5 protein-coding genes are annotated in these 21,984 nt (G+C 67.4%); all 5 read left to right on the top strand.

What is annotated here, in order from left to right:
* The first annotated feature begins 13 nt into the window (after window positions 1-13).
* Window positions 14-18,829, top strand: coding sequence for a WXG100-like domain-containing protein (locus NU1_RS09355; RefSeq protein ID WP_067519417.1), 18,816 nt, complete (start codon window positions 14-16; stop codon window positions 18,827-18,829).
* A gap of 93 nt (window positions 18,830-18,922) precedes the next feature.
* On the top strand, window positions 18,923-19,204 hold the full coding sequence (locus NU1_RS09350; protein WP_067519415.1) for a hypothetical protein: 282 nt from the start codon (window positions 18,923-18,925) through the stop codon (window positions 19,202-19,204).
* 144 nt (window positions 19,205-19,348) lie between these two features.
* On the top strand, window positions 19,349-20,935 hold the full coding sequence (locus tag NU1_RS09345; RefSeq protein WP_307643396.1) for a hypothetical protein: 1,587 nt from the start codon (window positions 19,349-19,351) through the stop codon (window positions 20,933-20,935).
* A 116-nt stretch (window positions 20,936-21,051) separates the two neighbouring features.
* The gene (locus tag NU1_RS09340; RefSeq protein ID WP_067519413.1) at window positions 21,052-21,366 is read left to right on the top strand and encodes a hypothetical protein; all 315 of its coding nucleotides are present in this window, start codon (window positions 21,052-21,054) and stop codon (window positions 21,364-21,366) included.
* A gap of 94 nt (window positions 21,367-21,460) precedes the next feature.
* On the top strand, window positions 21,461-21,979 hold the full coding sequence (locus NU1_RS09335; protein ID WP_245720024.1) for a YbaB/EbfC family nucleoid-associated protein: 519 nt from the start codon (window positions 21,461-21,463) through the stop codon (window positions 21,977-21,979).
* Window positions 21,980-21,984: the final 5 nt, after the last annotated feature.

Raw genomic sequence — 21,984 nt, 5'->3', positions numbered from 1 at the left:
GGGGTAATCGCATATGGGTGACATTCCCGGCTATCTGAAATGGCTGGAATGGGTCGCCGGCTCGGAATGGCCGCACGGCGATGAAGACGGTATGTGGGCGCTGGCCGACGACTGGCGTACAGCCGCAGCCGATCTGCGTGAGGTTCTGCCCTATCTCGACGACGCCAAGTACAAGACGCTCACCGCCTATCCATCGGGCGAGGGCGTCGAGGAGATGACCAAGCTGTTCGACGGCCTGCGTACCGGCGATACCTCGTTGGAAAAGATGGCGGAGGCATTCGACCAGCTGGCCGAGGGCGCGGACGGTGTCGGTACCGAAATCGACTACGCGAAACTCATGATGATCACGTCGCTGGCCCTGCTGGCGGCCGAGATCGCGGCGGCGTGGATCTTCCCGCCTACGGCCCCGGCGGTGTCGGCGGCGGCAATCACGATAACCCGGATGGGAATCCGGGCGATTGCCGTCAGGCTCATGTCCGCGGTCGCCCGGCATGTGGGGGGTATGCGCACGTGGCTGCAATTCCTGGCGAAACATGTGGCCATCGACTTCGCCATCGGAGTCGGCCAGGAAGTGGGTATTCAGGCCTGGCAGATTTCCCAGGACCATCGCAAGGACTTGAACCTGGATCAGATTGTCGTGGCGGCGGCGAGTTCCGCGGCGGGAGGTGCCGCGGCCGGGCCGATCGGCGACAAGATGGGCGATTGGCTCGGCAACCGGATGAAGCCCTGGATGTCGGGGGCGCTCACGGGTGCGGGTGCGGGCTTGGTGGGTGGCACCGTCGGCGTGTACGCCGGGGCCGCGACCCAGCTCGGACTCGATACCCTGGTGCACGGCAAGAGCTGGGACGAGTCGTGGGGGAATTTCCAGAACGCGGCCACCGACTGGCATTCGATTCTGGGCGGGGCGGCGCCGGCAGGCGTACTGAGCGGTGCTCTCACCGGTGCGAGCAAAGCGCAGGCGACGCAGTACTACCACGGTCGATACCCCGACATCTACAGGGCCACACCAGATTTGGGTGGCCTGAATCGTATCGGAAATCTGCCCGGAGTGCCGCCCGGGGGGCTCGGTGACCCCACCCCCGACGGCTCGGCCCCGCCGCCGAGTCAGGCCGGCGGCAATGATCCCGGTGGTAGCAACGATCCGGGAAGAAATCAGAGCCCGGGAGATTCGGGTAACCAGAACTCCGGTAGGGGACCGGGCGCCGGCGATGACGGCGGAGAATCGCGCGCGAATGCCCCGAGCCCGGGTGCCGGACCCGGCGATACGCGGGCAGGCGTGCCGGGTGCGGATGATGGCGCAGCACCCGGTGATGCGCGGACAGGTGAGCAAGGCTCCGGTGCAGGGCCCGATGCCGGTGCCCCCCTTGGTGATTCGCGGGCGGGTCTGCCGGACGATGGTGCCGGTCCCGGTGATTCACCGGCCGGTGCACCGAGCGTCGGCGATGGGCCCGGTGATGCGCCGGGTGCCGACCAGACAGCCGATCCGGGTACGCCGGGGCAGGCCGACAGCGGCGGCGCGCGGACCACGGGGGAGGCCGACGGCGACGGTAGCTCGCGCAGTACCGGCGAGGGCGAAGGCGGCACCGGTGAATCCGGGGCCGCCCCTGGGCGATCCGCCGACCGGACGGATGCCGACACCCCGACGGGCTCCGATGATTCCGCCGCACCGCGGGCCGGTGGTCCGCAGGCTAACCCTTCGGGTTCCAGTTCCACTACCGACAATGTCACCGGCACAACGGATTCCCCGACAAGTACGACTCCGGCCGTCGATTCGCGCGTGGGGGCCGGACCGGCCGATGCGGGCACCTCGACTGGACTCACGCCTCCGATCGGAGCCATACCACCGGCGGGTACGACCGGCGCACCTGCGGCCACCGCAGGTGCCGCCACCGGCGGTGCTGCTCCCGCGCGTGGCGGTGAGGTGCGGCCACAGCCCGGCACCTCGCCACCGGCGCGTGTCTCGCCGGCACCCGCTGTCACGCCCCTCGGTGACGCGTCACGCGCCGATCAGCAACAGACGCCCGACGATTCGGATACCCACACCGGCGAACAGCGTGCGGATACCCCGGCAAGCCCGTCCGACGGCGATTCGCGCACAGCTGTCAGGAATTCCGACTCAGACGATACGAATGTCGGCGACGCATCGAGAGCCGGTGCGGCACAGCCTCATTCGGGTATATCGCCGGTGGAACCGTCCAGTAATGTGCAGGCCCGCACCACCGATTCGGAAGTGGCGCCGCGCCGGACCACCGAAGAAGACGACACCAGCCTGCTCGCCGATCCCGGCCCGGTACCGCCCGTTCCCGCCCCAGCCCCGTCGGCCCCGGATCCGTCGACCCCGGCCGGCCCGACCACTGGTCAGTCCACCAATCGCCGGGTGGATAACGAAAATCCGAGCGACGACACCTCGTCGGACGGTGATCAGCGGCCGGACGACCAGCGACAAGACGACGACCAGCGCGCGGACGACAGCTCGCGGACCGATAATGATTCGCGGACGAACGACGACTCACGGACCGAGGGTGACCGCAACAGTCGTGGTCCGGCCCAGCAGGCCCTCGCCGATATCAAAGCCGCCACCGACAGCGAGTCCATCCGGGTCCCGGACCGTACGGTTGGCCCCGACGGCATGTATCCCGAGGAACTTGTCCTCGCCGCGGGTGGCGAAATGCGCCGGTTCACCGACCATGACGCCATGGCCCAGCGCATGCGCGACGAGGGCGCCTACCGCCGCCGTCGTGGTGAGGACGATCGCATCTTCGCGCTGGTGGTCGACTCCGCCGCCGATGGAGCCTCACCACGCCCCTACCTGATGGTCCACGAAAACGGCCGGATCACAGTGCGCGAGCCCGGCGCGGATGCGGGACAGCCCTTCCCACCGACCATTCCGCAGGACCTGTCCACCACCCACGCACTCCTCTTCGACAACGCGGGCAAACCAATCCATGCGCTCACCGACGAAACCCGCGCACACTACGCCCGCGCCCTACTGCGCCGCCTCGAAGAAGACGCCGCGGATGACGAAACGCCCCCCGCGCCCGACGAAGAGCCGCAGCAGCCGCGGCCGGATGAAGAAGAGACCCGTCAGCCCCAGCCTGACGAGGACGGAGCGCGGCAGCCGCAGCCGGATGAAGGTGAGTCGCGCCGACCCGAGTCTGATGAGGGTGAAGTACGGCAGCCGCGGCCAGGTGACGAGGAGTCGCCACAGCCGCAGCCTGACGGGGAGTCGCGCCAGCCGCTGCCCGATGAAGCAGAGTCGCGTCAGCCTCAGCGTGACGAGGAGGAGTCGCGCCAGCCGCTGCCGGATGAAGGTGAGACGCGTCAGCGCCAGCCCGATGGCGATGAGTCGCGGCAATCCGGGCCCGATGAAAACAAGGTGTCGCGGCCCGAAGTGGATGCGGATGAGTCGCGGACGCCTGTGCCAGGTGTCGGCGAACCGGTAGCACCCGCCACGCCGCGCGCCGAGAGCGATCTCGATTCCTCGGGCGCTGGCGACGAGTCGGCACTGCCCGTGGTGCGAGGTGAAGGGCCGGTAGCCCGGAATCAGCTCGAGGAGCAATCCAGTCCGGAACAGCAGGTGGTGCCCGCGGCGGGCGACGGTGGCTCGAAGAAGCCGCCGTCGGAACCGCCCGTCCCACCCGCGTCTCCCGATGAACCAGCCGATGACGGCTCACCTCGAAAACCGCGGCCCGATAGCGATTCCGACGACTCCTCGGTGCTCGAACCGAGCGATATCCTGCCGCCCGCGGGCGATGACACCACCGACGCCACCATCGATATCGACGGCGAGTCGGTGCCCGTGCGCCTAGCTCCGGACGGCACGCATCGCTGGCGTGTTGTCACCCCGGGTGATGGCGAGAACCGGACCAGCTCAGAGGATTCCACTACCCCCAAGCGCGAATCGGCCCTACGTCGAATGTGGAATCGGCTGCGCGACAAGATATATATCCGCGGCCACGAGGGCGACAACCCGAAGTATCCGTCCGGTTCCGGTGAGGACGGCCGCGGTCAGACCGCACTGCGCGATGCGGTCGTCAATGCCCCGGACCTTGTCGGTCCCGATCCCACTCCAGCTCCACCGGCGCCCCCACCGCAGGGACCGGTGGTCCGGGAGAACCCGGCTGCCGGTGGGGGCGACGAATTCCCGAATGTCGTCCGAATTCTCAAGGAGTCCATCACTTTCTGGCAGAACCGCGAGAACATCCCGATCCTCAAACATCTCTCCAGCCGTATCGCGACGCAGGCCGGCGAGCATATGCCGCTGTACACCTCCGATGGTGACGAGTACCAACCGTGGATTACCGATGGTGATCCCGATGCTGTCCGCCAGGGGATTGTCACTACTCTCGAAAACGGGCTGACCACACCGGAGCAGGCGCGCGCTGATCTCGAACTCCTGTTGAGTTCGGTCTCGGACGCAGAGTTGCGCCGCCGCATACTCGTCGATCTGGCAGTCGATGATCTCAGTACTCCGGAGGATGTCAGAACCGGTCTGTTGGATCTGTTGAACACCGCCACCGATCCCGAACTGCGCGAACGGATTATCGACAGCCTCTACGACAATGATCTGATCGATGCCGCTGAGGCCGCCCGCCTCGATCGGACGCCGATTCCCGAGCAGTCCACCGAAGTGGAGCCGCTCCCCGAACCCGATGCGCCGCCGGCGGACGAGTCGCTGACGGATATGGCGCGCCGCCTGGGATTCGATCTGCCGGACGAGGATCCGGAAACCGTCCGCCGGGTGCTCGACGAGCAGCAGTACCGCGTTCTGCGCGCGGCGGGCGCGATCGAAGGACTCGGCGATGCCGCCCGCCGTCTGCACGAGGAGGTCAGCCGCCCCTACTCCTGGCGGGACGCCGACGGCACGCCGGGCGCCAACGACGACGGGCGCAGCGGTACATCCGTCCCGATCGGTGAGGTGTCGCGCAGCTTCTTCGACGACAACCCGATGGGCCATTTCGTCCACGACCTGTTGAACGCCATGGGCGAAAACCCCGGACTGCGGGGTACGCCGGGTGTCAACAATGGTGCTGATCCGCTGCCGGAGTGGAACAAGGTCGGCGAGAATCCCGAGCTCGGTCGCGATGACGGCCTGCCGCCGTACTTCCAGCACGCCCTGCGCCGGGACCAGCTGGTGGATGAATTATCCACGTGGACACAGATGTTCGGCCTCGACATCAATGACATCGATCCGAGTAACCCGGACCCCACCCTGGACCGGCTGCGCGCCGCGAACAATGACCGGGCAGCGGGGCTCGCCGATTTCGCCGCCGCGGCGGCCGACGTGCTGGCGCGCGCCGATGACCCGAGCGGCGTGGGGGAACCGTACGGCGATCAGATCGCCCGAATTCCGCTGGGGGAGGGCCAACCCGACCTGCTGGTTGTCATCGACGGCGCCCGAGGCCGCGACGAGGTGCTGGCCGATACCCTGGCCGCGCACCCGGATCTCGGTACCGCCCTGCGCGATGGTGAGGTCCAAGTCGACTACCGGCAGGTCCGCACCGACGAGTCCGGCCAGACCCACCTCGATCAGGTCGACACCCCCAGGGTTCACCACCACCGCGAGAACCTCGACGGACGAGAACTGATCGTCACAATGGTCCGCGACGGTGACGGCGACTGGCGGGCGGTGCCGCACACCGTCGAACCGGTCTCCGATATGCCCGCCGCCGCGGACGGCGCGCGCGATCGCGGTGCCGATCCCGATCCCGATGCCGTACCGGATGCCGGAATGCCGCGGTCACCGGAGGAGCTGCTGCGTGAAATGGGCGCACTGGCGCGAGAACTCGGTCTCGATCTCGATGACCTGGGCATCAGCCCGGACGGTGTACATCCGGAGCGGCTGACCGACACCGTCGCCCTACAGAAAATTCTCAACGCCCTGCGTGCCAGCCAGATCGAGGCGCTCGCCGATTTCATCCGCACCAATAACGATATTCAGACCTTCTACGACATCGCCCAGCGGCGGGCTCCGCTGGCGCAGCGCCTGGGCCTATCGGAAGCGGAACTGACACCGCGGGCTATAGCCGACGGTCTCACCGACGCATCGCAGCGGAAAGCGTTGCGAATCCAACAGATCCAGGACATCGCGGCCTACGCCAAGCAGCTGCGCGGCGTCGATGCCGCGGCTGTCGACGCCGCCCGAGACCGGTTGGCGCGGCAACTGGGTGTGAAACCCGAGGACCTGTTCCCGGACAAGTACGTCAAGAACGAAGCGGGACGACTTGTCTTCGAGCCGGACCCGTCCGGTCTCGACGCGGCGAAGCTGCGCAAACTCATCTTCGACCTGGAACAGGACGGCGATCCCCGGCTGCTGCGTAATGCGCTGGCCGAATACGCCGCCGCCCTCATGGCCGTCGATCCGTACTCGGAGGTGCCGCGCGGCGACCGCGCGGCGGACCCGCGCAATGCCGATGCCGAAGCGCCCGTCCACGATACCGACGCACTGTCGGGATTGCGCGACATCGTCGCCGATGCCACGCCCTCCAGGGATCCCCTCGATTTTCCGCGCGCCGTGGCCGACGCCGTCGCCCGCGCGCAGGCGCGCAACGGGGACGAAGCGTCGCCCGGTGCCGGTGACCCGACTACCCGGCCGCAGTCGGGTGCGGACTGGGCACGACTTGTCGGAGTCGATCTGGCCGCCACCGATAACGAGACATTCCGAAAGGTCTACGAGGCCTACCGGGACGGCCGAATCGACAAGCACGAAGGCCTCAGCCCTGCCGATCTCGCCGCCGCCGTCGACGCCCTGCGCGACGAGGTGGGCCACCGGGCGGATCAGATCAGTGCCTTGGCGAAACTGGCCGAAGAGTTCCATCGCCTCGCCCAACAGGGCAGGCTACCGGGCGACGGACCCGCGACGCCCGACCCCCCGGACGGGCCCACCCCGGCTGGCCCGCCCTCCGATTCCGGCCCGAAATCCGATGGCGGCGATACCGGCGCGCTCCCCCCGCACACCGCCGAACCCACTGCGCCGCAACTTGATCAGTCCGGCCAGGACAAGGCGTCGGAGGTGGACACGGTCGAGCTGGACACGTCGGAGGTGGACACGGTCGAGCTGGACACGTCGGAGGTGGACACCCTCGAGTTGGAGACGCCGGAGTCCGGTCCGGAACGTCCCGGCGCGCCCACGCCGTCGCAGGGGCGAGAACCGTTCGGCAGTGATAAGTCGGCGGACGGCGGTGCCCCGCCGCCGACCGTACCCGGTGCCGACGGCGGCTCCCAGCAGCCGCCGATTGGGCCTCCGGGAGACGGCGGCCCCACCGATCCGCCGAGTGAACCACCCTCTGGGGCAGGCGATTCCGAAGGATCGGACGGACGGCCCCGCGACAACCGGGACCCCCTGGACGACATTCGACAGTTCCTCGCGCAGCCCGAGGTGCGCGACGGCGGTGTCGATCCGGTGCCGCTGACCGACGCGGAGCGTGAATACGTTCGCAGGCTCGCGGCAGCACTCGGCCTGGAGGCGTCGTTCGCGGGCAATCGGGATCCGCTCGGCACCCTGCGGGAGTTGGCCGAAATAGCCAGGGCCCGTGGTTTCCTCGACGATCCCGACAATGCCGCGACCATGCGGTACCCGGACGATTTCGATCCCCTGACCGTCGATGAGCTCCACGGCGGCGAGGACTTCTGGCGTGAGGCCGATCCGGAACTGCGCCAGCGCATAGTGGCCGAACTGCGCTCCATGGGGCTGGGCTACCTGACCACCGTCGCGCCCGCGATCACCGCCGGACCCGATGTCGCGCAGCTGTCGCCGTCCGGGAGCGACGCAGACCCCTCCTCGGGAAATCGTGCGCCGCAGCCGCATCCGACACCCACTCTGGTGCGCGGCGATGCCGACCTCGCCAGCGATCTGACCCGGCGTCTGGGACTGACAGACGCCGATGTGCATCCGGACAGTATCGATCGGACCATCGCGCACCTGCGGTACTGGAACCTGTTGACCGCCGGGGCAATCGAAGGTCTCGCCGACAGCATTGCCCGGCACGAGGCCGCCACCGATGCCGTGCACCAGCGGCAGATCGCCGCCACCCGCGACGGGTGGGCACAGCTGCTGAGTATCGATTCGAGCGCCCTGCGCCCGGATAGTCACGCGCGCACACTGGCGGATCTGCGCGCGGAAACAATGCGCCGAGCCGAGGATATCGCCGCGCTTGCCGACTCCGCGCGCACCGTACCGCCGGACCCCACGGCCGGCGACACCCGGAAACTGGTGCTCGACGTCGACGGCGAGCGCATCCCGGTCACCCTGCGGCTCGACGGGAACGGCACACCACGAGTGTCGGACCCGGACAACCCGTCGGAAGGTGTGCTGGAACCCCGGCCCGATAACCTCCCCGAGCGGCTCGACACCCGGCACGCCGAGCTGCTGAACAAGCTGGCAGATCCGAAACAGAGATTCACGCTGCGTGAGCGCTGGGAGCTGGCCAAGATCGAATGGCAGATCGCGAAGCGCGACGGCCTACTGCGGCAACAGCTTCGGGAGCAGTTCAGCCCGTCGACATTCGGCTACGGGGGACCGTACCCCAAGTACCCGTCCGGTTCGGGCTGGGACGGTGAGGGCCAGACGGCGCTCTCCGATATGGCGGGTATCACCGATCCGGACGCCAGCGGCACGTTCAATCCGGCGCGGATCGCCAAAGAGGGCTTCCTCATGGGGAGGAAGCGCGAACTCATCCCACTCATGAATCTGCTGAGGCGAATTCCGTTCCTACGGTGGCTGGCGACGGGCCGGACTCCGGACGAGGCGGGCGAGCACATTCCAGTGCTCGACGAGGATGGCGACGAATACCAGTACTGGATCGATGATGCCGATGCCGACCTGCTGGCTGAAATGGAGGAGGAGCTGAAGCTCGCCGGGCTGATGGATCCCGACGACACGTTCTTCCCCGCCACGGATTCCCGAGAACTTCCCAGTACGAATACTCCGGAAATCGTGGCGGGCGAATCGCATTCGGATCCCGATGGCCCATCGCGTTCGACTGACAATGGTTCCGAGCCCATCGCGCGCACCTCCCAGGATGAAGAACTGCTCGCAGCCGCGCGCGCGGCCGGAATCCGCTTGCCGGACACAGATCCGGAAACCGTGCGGCGCGTTCTCGCCGAGCACGAGTACCGCGCGATGCGCCGGGCAGCCGCCATCGAGGGGCTGGCCGAGGCCGCCCGCCGATATATCGCCGAGGACGCCCGCCTACCGTTCCTGCGTGAGGTCGCCTTTGACGACAACGACCCGTTGGGACGGTTCCTGAACGAACTGGTCGCCATGGACGGCGGGCAAACGCTGCTGCACTGGGGCGGTGTCAATAATGGCGCCGAACCGGGCCCACACTGGGCCGACCCCCGGGAGGGCGAGCTCTCGGACAGCGAAAATGACGGGCTACGAGAGCATTTCGAGAACGCCCTGCGTCGTGATCAGATTCAGGACGAGCGTTCGGTGTGGGCACAGCTGCTGGGTGTGGACCTGACCGACCTGGGTCCGCGGGATCTGACCGACCTGACCGCAGACGAAGTGGTGCGGGCGCTACTGGATCTGCCCCAGGATCAACGGCTTCGGTTGTTCTCGGACCTCTATATCGACTTCCTGTCCGAGCTGGTGTCGGGCCTGCCCCCAGATGTCCTGAATCCGGTTCTGGCACAGGTGGACCCGGCGGATTTCCGGCTGCACTTCCCGGGCATGAGTGCGGCGGAGCTGGCCGAGCACCTGTCGAGCCTGAGCCCGGAAGCGCTCGAACCATTCCTGGGCAATATGGGTGAGCCGACGCTGGCGCGCATTCTCGCGGATTTGGATGCGGGACAGCTCCGGGAACTGCTGGCGGGCCGTGATCCTTCCGATCGCGCGGAACTCCTCGCCGGACTCGACCGCGCGGATGTGATCCGGATCCAGCAGGAACTGTCCGAGGCACGGTTGCGGCGGACAGTGGACCTGTTGCGCCAGGAAATCGGTGACCGTGCGGACGCATTGGCGGAGTTCGCGCGGGTGGCGGCACCGCATCTGCGTGCCGATGCCGACCCCGAGCGAATGCGGCAGTTGCTCGACGAATGGACCGGGGCACACCGGGGACGACCGCTCGGCGACGGTGTCGTGCGAATGCCGGACCCGGACCGGGGGCCGGACCGGCTCGTCGTCTTCGATGGGCACGGCGATCGCGACCGCCTGCTGGCCGACACCCTCGCCGCCCATCCGGATCTCGCGGACGCGGTCAATCACGGTGACGCCATTGTCGATTACCGGGCCGCGTGGGTGGATCGGACAGGGGAGCTGCACGTCGATACGACCGACACCCCGCAGGTCCGGCACTTCCATGGCGAGGTGGACGGCCACGACGTGAATGTGACACTGCTGCGCGATGGGGACGCACCCTGGCAGCCGGTACCCGATATCGCGTCGGAATCCGCCGGTACCGACAGCCTCCCGATCAGGGACCGGACGGCCGCCGAGCTGCGTTCGGAATTGGACCGCCTCGCCGGTGAATTGGGTATCGATCCCGCCGATCCGAATCTCGCGCGGACCGTTGCCGACCAGCTGGTCGCGAACGCGTTGCGGGCCGCCCAGGTCGAGGGACTCGCCGACTTCGCTCGCAGCGCCAAGGATATCGAGACCTTCGCCACCATCAATGCCGCGCGTGACCGGCTGGCAAACCGGTTGGGAATCGACCCGCGGAATCCGACCCCGGAAGCCATTGCCGACGCCCTCACCGAACCGAATCGTCGGAATGCGTCACAGCGCCAGCGCATTCAGGATCTCACCTCCTACGCGAAGCAGCTGTCCGGACACATAAATTCCGATGCGGTCAGCGCCGCGCGCGACCAACTGGCCCGCCGCCTCGGTATCGCCCCCGAACTGCTGCGGCCGGGCAAATACCTCATGGGCGACGACCCTCATTTCGCGGCGATGGGCGAGAACCGCGAGTCGAACGAGCACATCTATGTGCCGCACGCGGACAAGAAGCGCATCGATCCCGGCGCGCTCTTCGACGAGATCGCGCAGCAGTTGCGAACCGGCAATGCGGACCGAGCACGACAGGCCCTCGAGGAATTCGCCCGTGCTCTTCTCGAGCTCGACCCCTACACGGATGTGGGCGGCAACCGCACCGCGGACCCCCGGGCCGGCGATGGTGAGGTGCGAGTGTCCGATGCAGACAGCCCGGGGCAGCTGCGCGATATCGTCGGCGACCCCGCCGCATTCACCGACGCGCTGGCGGACCCCACGCGGCAGCCGGGCATCGACCCAGCCGGACCGCCACGGGCCAGCCGGGACTGGGCCCGCATCATCGGTGTCGATATCACCGACGCGGACGCCGAGCAGCTCGCCAAGGTGTACGGCGAATACCGCGACGGCAAGATCGAGAAGCACGAGGGCCTGACTCCCGAGGAGCTGACCCGGCTGCAAGCCGAGCTACGTACGGAGCTGCGCCAGCGCGCCCGGCAACTCGAGGAACTCGCCGCCCTGGTCGAGGAGCGACAGCGGCGCGCGACCGAAGACGCACCCGCACCGACCCCGCCCGCCGATGATCCGGGTGCGCGGATCGACGCCGCGCTGCAACGGGAATCGGACCTGCTCGACGACGCGGCACGGCAGCGCCGAGCGGTCATGGATATTCTCGCCGCGGATAGCGCGGCGGCGGTTCGGGAACGTGACGCCGCCCTCGCCGCCCTGCGAGACGCCATGGTCGGACTGCCGGTGAACGAGGCGGATGTGACCTCGGGCCGCCAGCGGGCGGCAGACACCGTGGAAGGACTGCGCGATACCACGATGCGCGTCCTCGACATGCCATCGCGCCTGGCCGCGATCGATGCGCTCGAGGCCGCCGCGACCCGGTTCGACGACGCCGTCGATCGGCTCGCCATTCTGGATCGCGCCATGGCGACGGCCATGGAACGCGACACCCTGCTCACGGCCGGGGCGAGCCTGGTGACCGACCGAGTGGGCGTAGTGGATGGCGAACCACCCGTCATCCTGGTTGTCGGCTGGACCGATACCGACGCACCGCAGGTGTGGGATCAAGCGCGGCAACAGCATTCAGAGTTGGCCGAGCTCGCCGACCAGGGCGTGCCCGTCCAGCGGCTGATCATCGACTTCGACGATCAGGGCCGGATCACCGTTACTCGCGGCGATATCAACCCGGAGGTCGCGGAGCAGTCCGCTGAACCACCTGCCGCGCAGCGAGATTCGGTTGATCCGCTGGCGCGTTTCGACGCGAGTGTCCGCGCGGCCGATGAGCGTTTCGATGAGTTGTTGCGGCAGACGAATGAGCGGTTGGACGAGGTTCAGCGCACTATCGATGCCGGGTTCGATGAGCTGCTGCGGGAGATCGAGAGCGGTCCGGACGAAGAGGGCCTCGAATCGAGTGCGTCACCCGACGCATCGCCTGCCGCGCAGCAGGATTCGGCTGATCCGCTGGCGCGTTTCGACGCGAGTGTCCGCGCGGCCGATGAGCGTTTCGATGAGTTGTTGCGGCAGACGAATGAGCGGTTGGACGAGGTTCAGCGCACTATCGATGCCGGGTTCGATGAACTGCTGCGGGAGATCGAGAACGGTCCGGACGACGACGGTCCCGAACCGAGTGCGCCACCCGCCGGTCGGCCTGACAGTCCGCCGGACACCCCGTCATCCGGCACCGCACGGACACCTGACACCGACACGCCCGACGACTCTGCTGGCATCCCACGCACGCCTGGAGTCGACGGCGCGCTGGATACCCCGGCTTGGGGTGACACATCGCCGAATGCAGCTGGAGCACAGCCGGATTCACAGTCCGCAGCAGCCCCTGGGGTGCGATCGCTGGACTCGTCGGCCGACCAGGTGCGCGACCTGCTCGCGCAGACCGAGGTGGGGCGGCGCCTGCTCGCCCTCCTGGACAATGGCCCGATCAGCGAGCGTTTCGATCTGGCCCACGAGGATGGTCGGGCCGGTGAGTTGCGTCGGGGTGAACTGGCGGTCGTCACCTATACCAGCGGGACCGACCACGTCCGCCAGGCGCTGGTCATGGCGCACGAATCGGTGCATGCCCAGTACCTGCTCGATGGTCGCAGTGCTCGCGAAGAAATCCGCACCCTGGACCGCGACGCCTTCATTCGCGCCATGATCGACGAAGAGGTCGAGGCGAATATCCGCCGCATCGAGCTGGCGCAGGAATTGCGCGACCTCGGCTACGACATCCGGGCGGAGGAGAACACCCGGCGGATCGAGCAGAAGTATCTCGATACCTATGCGCGCGGTGTGTCGGAGGCCGCCATGACCCCGTTCGTGCTCCGCGACCCGAGCATGGCAATGGACCCGGATGCGACACACGCCTTCGCCCGCGACCTGGCCGCGGCCGCCATTCGCGCGGATATCACCGCCCTCGCCTCTGACAGCGGACAGACCTACGCCGATTTCTACGGGGCGGCGTGGGATCGGCTCAATACCCCGGTCGATGAAGACGGCCCACGCACCCATTCGCCGACGACAGCGGAGGCCGCCGACCGGCTGCGGAACGCGGCGCTGCGGCAGCAGGCCGCGCGCCTGCGCACGGAGCAAGCCGCCGCGGAACTGGCGGATGCGGCCACGGCGCTCGGCCTCGACCCGACGGCGGACCCGAATTCCTTGCGAGAGGCCGCGAACCAGCGACGCGAACAGCTATCGGATGAGCCCGCCGCCGACACGACGCCCGAGCTGCGCCGCCTCGACCATGATCTGCGCACCCTGGCCGATCTCGCCGACCAGTACGAGCTGGCGCGATTCGAAGTGCAGCAGCGCTCCGATGAGCTGGCGGCCGATGCCGCCCGCGATGTACTCACCGCCATGCCCCCGGCGGAGGGGCAGCTGCTCGGTGACCACGTCGCGCTCATCCCAGGCGCACCGGACCGTCTCGTGGTCGCCGCGCCACCGGGCGAACACCAGCGGGTGCTGGACGAGGTGGCGCGGAATCCCGAAGCAGCGCACCGGATTTCGCGCGCGGGTGAACCAGAGCGGATCGCCGTCGAAACCGACCGCAATGGGCGGGTGCGGGTCGACTCCGACGACCTCCCCCAGGCCACCCCCACCAACCGGGTGGCGGAAATCGACCCGGAGTTCCTCGCTGCCACCGCGACCGCTGCCCGCGTTGACCGATTGCTCGGTGTACTGGCAGACCTACCCGCCGGACAATGGGCCAGCCAGACGCTGCACGACCTCGGCGTTCAGGTTGTGCACCGCTCCGATGCGCCCCCGCGGTTCTTCCCGGCGCGCGACACCCTGGTCCTCGATCCCGGTATGACCGACGGCGAGTACCTGCTGGCCATGGTGCACGCCGCCATCCATGCCGACATCGCACACAGAGATCCGGTCAGCGCGGCTCAGCGTCGGATGCAGTCCTCGCGGGAGGATTACGTTCGCCGGATGGTCGCGGCGGAAAGCCGCGCCTATGCACTGGAAGTCGTGGTGGCGCGGCAATTGCGCGCGGCCGGATACGACCTGCCCGTGAGCCCGCTGGAGCAGATCTACACCGACGCGTTCGACGCGGCCCGGGCAGATGTCGAGAACGCGATCCCCGATACCCCGGTAGCGGAGCTCGACCGTATTGCCAACCAGGCGGGCCTGCAGGCGCTGCGGCCCGTACTGGCCGACCATCGGCCGGCGGACAGCGAGTCCTACGCCGAAAGCTATGGCCGCGCATGGGATGTCGCACACGGCGTGCGGTCCTTCGCCGACCGGGTCGACGACGCTCTGGCCTCCGGTATCGCCGCGCGCGAGGTTCGCGGCGAACCCGCCGGAGCACGCTGGACCGAGCGCATCACCTTCAACAATGGCACGGTGCTCGACCGCGTGATCATGCTCACCGGCCCTCGGCGCGATGCCGAACTCGATGCCCGATACGCCGATGCCGAGGAGCTGGCCATGCTCGTCGGCCGCGCGGTAGGAGCCAATGTTCCACAGGTGCACCGCCACCGGTCGACGGTGCTCTACCTGGAGCCGATGTCCGGCACGGTGGTCTCGGACAAATTCGTCAATGCGCACGAGATGTACCTGGACGAACCGGGCGCGCGGGAACTAGGACTCCTCAACGTTCTCACCGGGGCCCCTGGGCGGGACGGCTACGGGTGGATGCTCGGCGCCGGCAACACGGTGATCGGTATCGGGCATCACCTGAGCTTCGGAAACGATACGGTGGCGGGAAATACCCTGAGCCCCTTCGCTGAACACTTCCAGCACCGCCGCCCCGACGGCACCGTTCACCCCGTCGACCACACACTCACCCCATCCGAACTGGCGGCGATCCGCCGCCGGCTCGAGGGGCTGCGGCAGGAATTCGCCACCCGTGGCCGCGAACAGTGGTACGACGCCATGCTGGAGCGGCTGTCGGAACTTAAAAACGCGGCCGCGCCGGAACTTCCGGAGGATGCGGTTCCGGTGCCTGGCGGCGGGTTCCTCGCCGAGGCCGGGACCATCTACATCAACCGTTACGGCGGGGACGAGAACTACGGCCTGTTCGCCAGCGTCAGTGCCGACGGGGTGCTGTTCCTCGACCTGAAGGTGGGCCCGGAAACACCGTCCGGCTCCGTCATGTTCGCCGATGCGATGCGCGCGCTCGGGGACCGCGTACAGGCCATCGAGGGCAACTGGTTCGGCCGCCCCGGCACGCTCACCGACAACCTGGCCACTTTCGACGCCACTCTGCAGGCCGGATTCACGCCGGAGGAGGCCGCCCGGTACACCCATACCGGCCAGCTCGCGGCACAGTACGGATTCACCGAGGTCTCCATCGATCGGACGACCCTGGAAGGTCCGCCGAGCGAACATGTCGGCGTCACAGTCCGATTCACCCGCCCGGACGATACTGACGGGGACACGGTGCCCGATCCGGCTCACGCGCACCCGCTGGAGCGCACTGACGAGGGGCCGGAGTTCTTCGACGGCAACGGCTGGGTCTCTGAAAGTGTGGTGCCCGAGTCGGATTGGTCGCCGCGCCCCGACGATGTGTGGTCCACCCTGGATCGTGACGGGGTCGCCGAACTCCTTGGGCAGCGCTGGGACCTGGAGGTGCGGGGCTTCGACGATCTGCGGGTCGACGTGGAGGTACTGCGCGAGTTCGCGCGTGCGATCGACGACATGCTGACCCTGCGCCCGGACGCCCACCTCCAGGCTGTCGAGATCGGTTCGTCGTTCGATCCGGCGGCATTCATGGATACGTGGCCGGAGACCCATGCGGGTCGTCTCCGCACCGCCAAGGTCGTGATGAATATCGACTGGGCGGCGAACCCTCACGCCTGGGCGGCCGAAGCTAGAGAAGGCGAGGCGCGGGGCTTCCATATTCCGGGCACCGGCACGCGCCCGATCTACGCCATTGTCATCCACGAGTTCGGTCACGTATTGGATTTCGACGGCCAGGGCATCAGCCGCGGAATGGTTGTCGACGCGCTGACCAGACACTTCGTGGACAAATACGGCTGGGACGGCACGATGCAACCGCTCCTGGACTGGCTTGCCCAACTGTCCGCATACAGCTTCATGGATGCCGACCGCTACGGTCGGCTCAACAAGCCCGAAGCACTGGCCGATGCCTTCCTCGATGTGGTGTTGAACGGTTCGGCGGCGAGCGAGCCGGCCGCGGTGCTGTACCGCTTGCTGAATACGGTGGCGGCCGCGCACGGAGTGCCTGATCGCGGGGGTGAGGTCCAGCAGCTGCCGCCTGGCAGCACCTCGGACAACAGGCCCGACTCCGACCACATTTCCCGTATCGACGCCTCCGACCATCGCCGTTCACCGGAAGACCGAACCGGGCGACAAGCCGATGAGCTCCCGCCCACCGATGACGGACGGCCCGCTGCCGCACATGATCCCGGCGGTCCGGCCGCATCGGACTCCGACGCGGATTGGTCGCCGCGCCCGGCCGACGAGTGGTCGGCCCTGGACCGTGACGAGATCGAACAGCGTCTGCGCGAGCATTTCGGTCTGGAGGTCGAGGGCTTCGCCAATTCGCGGGTCGATCCGGAGGTGTTACGCGAGGTAGCCCGTGCCCTCGATGATGTGTTGACCCGGTACGGGATCATCGACCTGCGGCGGATAGTCATCGGACCCATCCCCGACGATCCGGATGTCTACGCGCACGCGTGGCCCGCGTTCGCCGACGACGGCAGCCTGTACACCGACCGGATCGTGCTGAACGAGTCGTTCGCCAGCGATCCAGCCGAGTTCGCGCGCTGGCTGCGCCGTGACGAAGCCAATGGCATAGTGCCGGGTTCCGGTGCGCGCCCGGTGTTCTCGACGATCGTGCACGAGCTGGGCCATGCGCTGGACCATGCCGGTGGTAAGCGAGCTCGCGCCGGTGCCCTCGATGCGCTGTTCGACCACTACGAGCAGACGTACGCCGCGATCGACGTCGACGACCCCGCCCAGGTACAGCGTTTCCACGACTGGTGGCACCAGCTGAGCTTCTACGGTTGGGACGAGGGCAGGTTCAACGCCCATGAGGCACTCGCGGAGGCGTTCACCGATGTCGAGCTGAACGGTGAGGTCGCCAGCGAACCCGCCAAGGTCCTGTACTGGACGTTGCTGGACGCCATTGCGCAGCAGTCGAATTCCCATGCCGCATTCGTCGATGGAACCGGGCTCGATCCCGAGGGCCCGGGCCGTCGGCGGTCGCCGGATTCCGGTACTACGCCCTCGCTCGAACCTGACAACCCGCTCCAACCAACCGGCACCCGTGGCTACCGCTCCCACATCCCGCACCCCCCACATGAATTCGAGGTCGAACTCCCTGATTTCCCACACATAGCCCCCATGCCCCCCGGCCCCTGGCCAATCCCGGAGCCGCCTGCGTCGCCGGAACCGCCCACGCCACCCGAGCGCCCACAGCCGCCTGAGTGGCCAGACCTGCCGTTGCCGCCGAACCTGCCCGATCTTCCAGGCACGCCGCCACCGCCGGAACTCCCGGACGTGCCGGTGCCACCGCAACCTGAATTGCCTGACGTGCCATTGCCGCCGGACTTGCCGGTACCGCAGCCGCCACAGCCGGACCTGCCCGATCTGCCGGGCTCGCCGCTGCCGCCGGAACTCCCGGACGTGCCGGTGCCACCGCAACCTGAATTGCCTGACGTGCCGTTCCCGCCGGACCTGCCGATACCGCGACCGCCACAGCCACCCGAGTTGCCGGATTTGCCGCCACCGCCCGGGCTTCCGGACTTATCGGACCCGCCCAGGGTTCCGGATCAGCCGGTGCCGTCCGTGCCGGAACTACCCGATTTTCCGGGTCTGCCGAACCCGCCCGCGCCGCCGGGCGCGCCGACTTACCCGGATGGACCTGCGGTTCAACAGCCGTCATGGCCGAATCCGCAGCATTCGGGCTCGGCTCCGAATCCGTCCATGCCGCCGTTGCCGCCCATGCCGCCGGGGCAATCCGGAGCAGCCCCCGGTGCGCACCACCGACGACCTGCCGAGCGCGGTAATGGTCCCCGTACCAATGGAATCGATAATTCCGACAGGAACGGCGAGATCGTGGTGCGCCCGTACACCGGGTTCGGTGCGTTCGCGAGTTTCGATCCGACCACCGGCAGGTTGCAGGCGATGCCCATGGACGTTCGCCAGCTCGGCGGTGTCTTCGGTGACCTGGGTGAGATTCGCGCGGTGTTCTACCGGGCTGCCGGGAGGCTGGCGTTGCGGCTCGGAGAATGGGTGATCGATCTGGATGATCCGGCGGTGCGGGTGCATTGGGCGCACACTGCGCGCCGTATGGCGCGCTTCGCGATTACCGCGGGCGATGCGGTGGTCTTCGACATCGGCTATCAGTCGATCGGCGGGGATCTCGATATGGGTTTGCTCATTCGCGATGTGCTGGCCGATCCGATCCGGCGGACGGAAATGTTCAAATGACACAGGGTGCGTCGGACCGTTCGTCACCGGTCGACGCGAACTCGGCCGCAATGTGGAACTCTGACAGTAATTCACGAGGTGAGGAGGGTAGACGTGCGTTCAGGACGCCCGAGTGATCAGCAGTTGCGGCGCAGTTTCGAATCGGTGCTGGGCGATGTCTCGGCCGGGCGCGGGGTCCGCACAGCGACCGGGCTGGATGAGGAAACCGAGGAGGCACTGTGGGTGATCGCACGTGCCTACCCGGATGTCACCGAGGAGCTCGTGGAGTCTGCGCGAAGAGCCTTCGCCGGACAGCTCGACGGCAGCAATGCCGCACGCTGGCATGTGGAACTGGCCCGCAAGATCGCCGAACGCCGCGCAGCCGAGGAGGGCTAGCTACCCGGGACCACCGGGAATGGCCGGATACGTCCAGCGGTCCTGTGCCAGGATGGGCGAGGACACCGCTCTCGCGTGACGGCGTCGCCGCGACCGGAGTGAATCGGCGGTGCCCGGGTGCCCAGATGAGGAGACTGCTGCAGCGTGACCAGACCAGACGACGAGGCCCGCGACAACCAGGTTCCGGTTCCGGAGCCGGAACAACCGGCCACGGCGTCCGGGGTGGAGGACCCTGACGCCGACTTCATGCGGGAGTTCAAAGAGAGCTTTGTCGAGGCCGGTGATGATCCGGATGTCGGTTTCACCCTGCTGGAGCCGGAGTCCGAACCCGACGTCGATATCGCCGAACAGGCAAGGGAACTCACGCACAGCATTGCCCGCGAGCTGGCGGCGGCGGGTCCGCAGGGTTGGCAGCAGCTCAATGCGGTATTCGCGTTCACGGTGGCCGCCGAAGTAGTACAGGTGTTTTTCTCCGACGGCCAGAGCACGGTCCGCGTCCAGCCACCCCAGAGCGCGCTGGCCTTGGCCCGGGAACAGCGGGATTTGTCGGCGCGAATGAGCGACGGCCCCTGGTGGCGACTGGTGTTGTCGCTGACCAATACCGGACAGATCGAGGTCGACTACGACTACGGCGACGAACCCTTCCCGGATGATCAATTGTTCCCGGCGGAGGCCTATCGCGCGGATCTGCTGGAGTATCCCCGGCGCCGCCTACCTGTATGGCTCGCCGCCTACACTCAGCACGAGGGACAGCAGACACGCACACCGCAGCAGGCAGCGGCTCAGGCTCGAGCCGATCGGGAAGCGGGCGCCCAGGCGACGGTGTCCGAGGGCGATTTCCCGGCATTCCCGGAAATGTGGGCGCGCTGGTCGGTCATCGCGGCTGGCTTCGTCGCCGCTGGATCGCAATGGGGCCCAAGGGTTCTGCCTGCACTGGGGTGGTTCGAAGGCGCGAAGCGCGGCGGTTCCACACTTTACGCGCTGCCCGGTGGCCGAGCGGTGCTGTCCGGAGGTGTGTGGGACGCGCCGGAATTGGAGGCCGCGTACAACGGCGGCGGGCCGATGCCGAAGTTCTACGCCGGCGCTCCGGACTGGGTGGCGAACCCGGTACTGAATCCGCGTGCCGCCAATGGTTTGCTGTCATTCTGCTACTGGTGGGAGGGTGGCCGCTGGTATCGAGGCGAATCACCGGCGGCGGTCGGTCTGGCCAGTGCGATGCCCGGGGTATGGACCGCGGATACCGTGGTGGACTTGCTATCCGGCCTGATCGCGGACCAACCGACCGAGCAACACCGTGCGGCGGTGGCCACCCTGGTTTCGGCGGCGGAGGTGGGTGTGGTCACCCGGGAGACCCTGATCGACGCCTTCAGCGATACCGAGCGATTCGATATCGACGGCGCGTTCTATCAGCTCACCATGGCCGGAGTGACCATGACGACCCCGGAACCTATGCCGGAGGAGGAGGCCATCGCCCGGGTGCGTCGCCACATTCGAGACAGCGGTATGGACACCACCGGCTATCCGCCCGAAGACCTTCGCGCGGACCGGATCAACGTGGGCTGGATGGTGTACGTCCCGACACAGCCGGACGAGATCTCCATCGGCCGGGCCATCTTCTACGTCGCCGATGATGGTGTGCTGGAGCACTCCTCGTCATCGGTCGCCCCCTCGGTGTACATCGCTGAGTTCGAGCGCCGGTTCGCCGAGCGGCACGGCGCGGTCGGGGCCTGATGGCAGGCGAGATCAGTTACCGGTCGGTAATTAAGATTTCGGGTTCGCTTCCCGGTCATTGCTTGTTCATGTAATGATCGACTTCCGAATGTTGTAGCGAGCGCGCGAGGTTCAGCATGTCCGAGATCGAGGTGTACACGGAGAAGCTACGCACGGCCGCCGGAGACAATGAGGCCGTCCAAGGTGGCTTGCGCGGGATCATTCGTGCTGCGGAGAATGCCTTCGCAGTCGGGACGGCGGCCTGGGGAGACGACAAGTTCGGCGCTCAATTCGCCGAAGGCCCAGACGGATTCAACGCCCGAATGAAGAACCTCATCGAGGGTGCCGAAAGCATGGCCGAGTCGTACAAGGAGCAGGCAAAGGGCCAGTACAACGGCGCCAAGGCCCTCGACAACGCCGAAGACGCCGGGACGTTGGGCTTCCAGACGTAGCGCTGAGCCAGCGCACGGTTGGTTGGAAACGGCTGAGTTGGAACAAGAACATGGTGCGGATGCCGGTGCGGCCGGCTGGCGATGAGGGCTCGAAATGGTGAACGAGGGCGCGTCGGGCGAGATGTCGGATCTGCTGGAGACCTTCCGGCAACAGATGCGCACCGTAGCGGAAGCACAGCGACAGCGGGTACAGCTCACCGCCAGCGCGACCTCGCCCGATAAGCGTGTCACGGTGACCGTGAACGCCAATGGGGTCGTCATCGACACCAAGTTCTCCTCCGACATAGACGAATTGACCTACGAGGCACTCGCCCGCACCTTCACCCGGACCACGCAGGCCGCCGCCGCCGAAGTGGCGCGCAAGACCGCCGATCTCACCGCACCCCTGATCGACCAGCGGGCACGATTGCCGAAACTCAGCGATGTGATCGAGGGGCTACCAGATCTCGATGCCGAGGTTCCGCTGGAACCACCGGTATCGCTCGCCGCACCCGGATCCCCGGAACGTGCTGAGGACGAGGCAGATCCGGTCATGACGTTCACCGATGTCGAGCAGTACGAACACCATCGCAAGCGCGAACAGGCTCGGGGAGTCACCGATTCCAGCTGGTGACGCGA

The organism is Nocardia uniformis NBRC 13702 (assembly GCF_001613345.1).
Classification (GTDB): Bacteria; Actinomycetota; Actinomycetes; order Mycobacteriales; family Mycobacteriaceae; genus Nocardia; species Nocardia uniformis.
Note: the sequence above shows the minus strand (reverse complement) of the source record. Positions and strands in the feature narration are given on the sequence as shown.

What these genes read in the sequence shown, in the direction of transcription:
- NU1_RS09335 (WP_245720024.1), top strand. Translation starts at nt 21,461, where the DNA reads ATGGTGAACGAGGGCGCGTCGGGCGAGATGTCGGATCTGCTGGAGACC.
- NU1_RS09340 (WP_067519413.1), top strand. Translation starts at nt 21,052, where the DNA reads ATGTCCGAGATCGAGGTGTACACGGAGAAGCTACGCACGGCCGCCGGA.
- NU1_RS09355 (WP_067519417.1), top strand. Translation starts at nt 14, where the DNA reads ATGGGTGACATTCCCGGCTATCTGAAATGGCTGGAATGGGTCGCCGGC.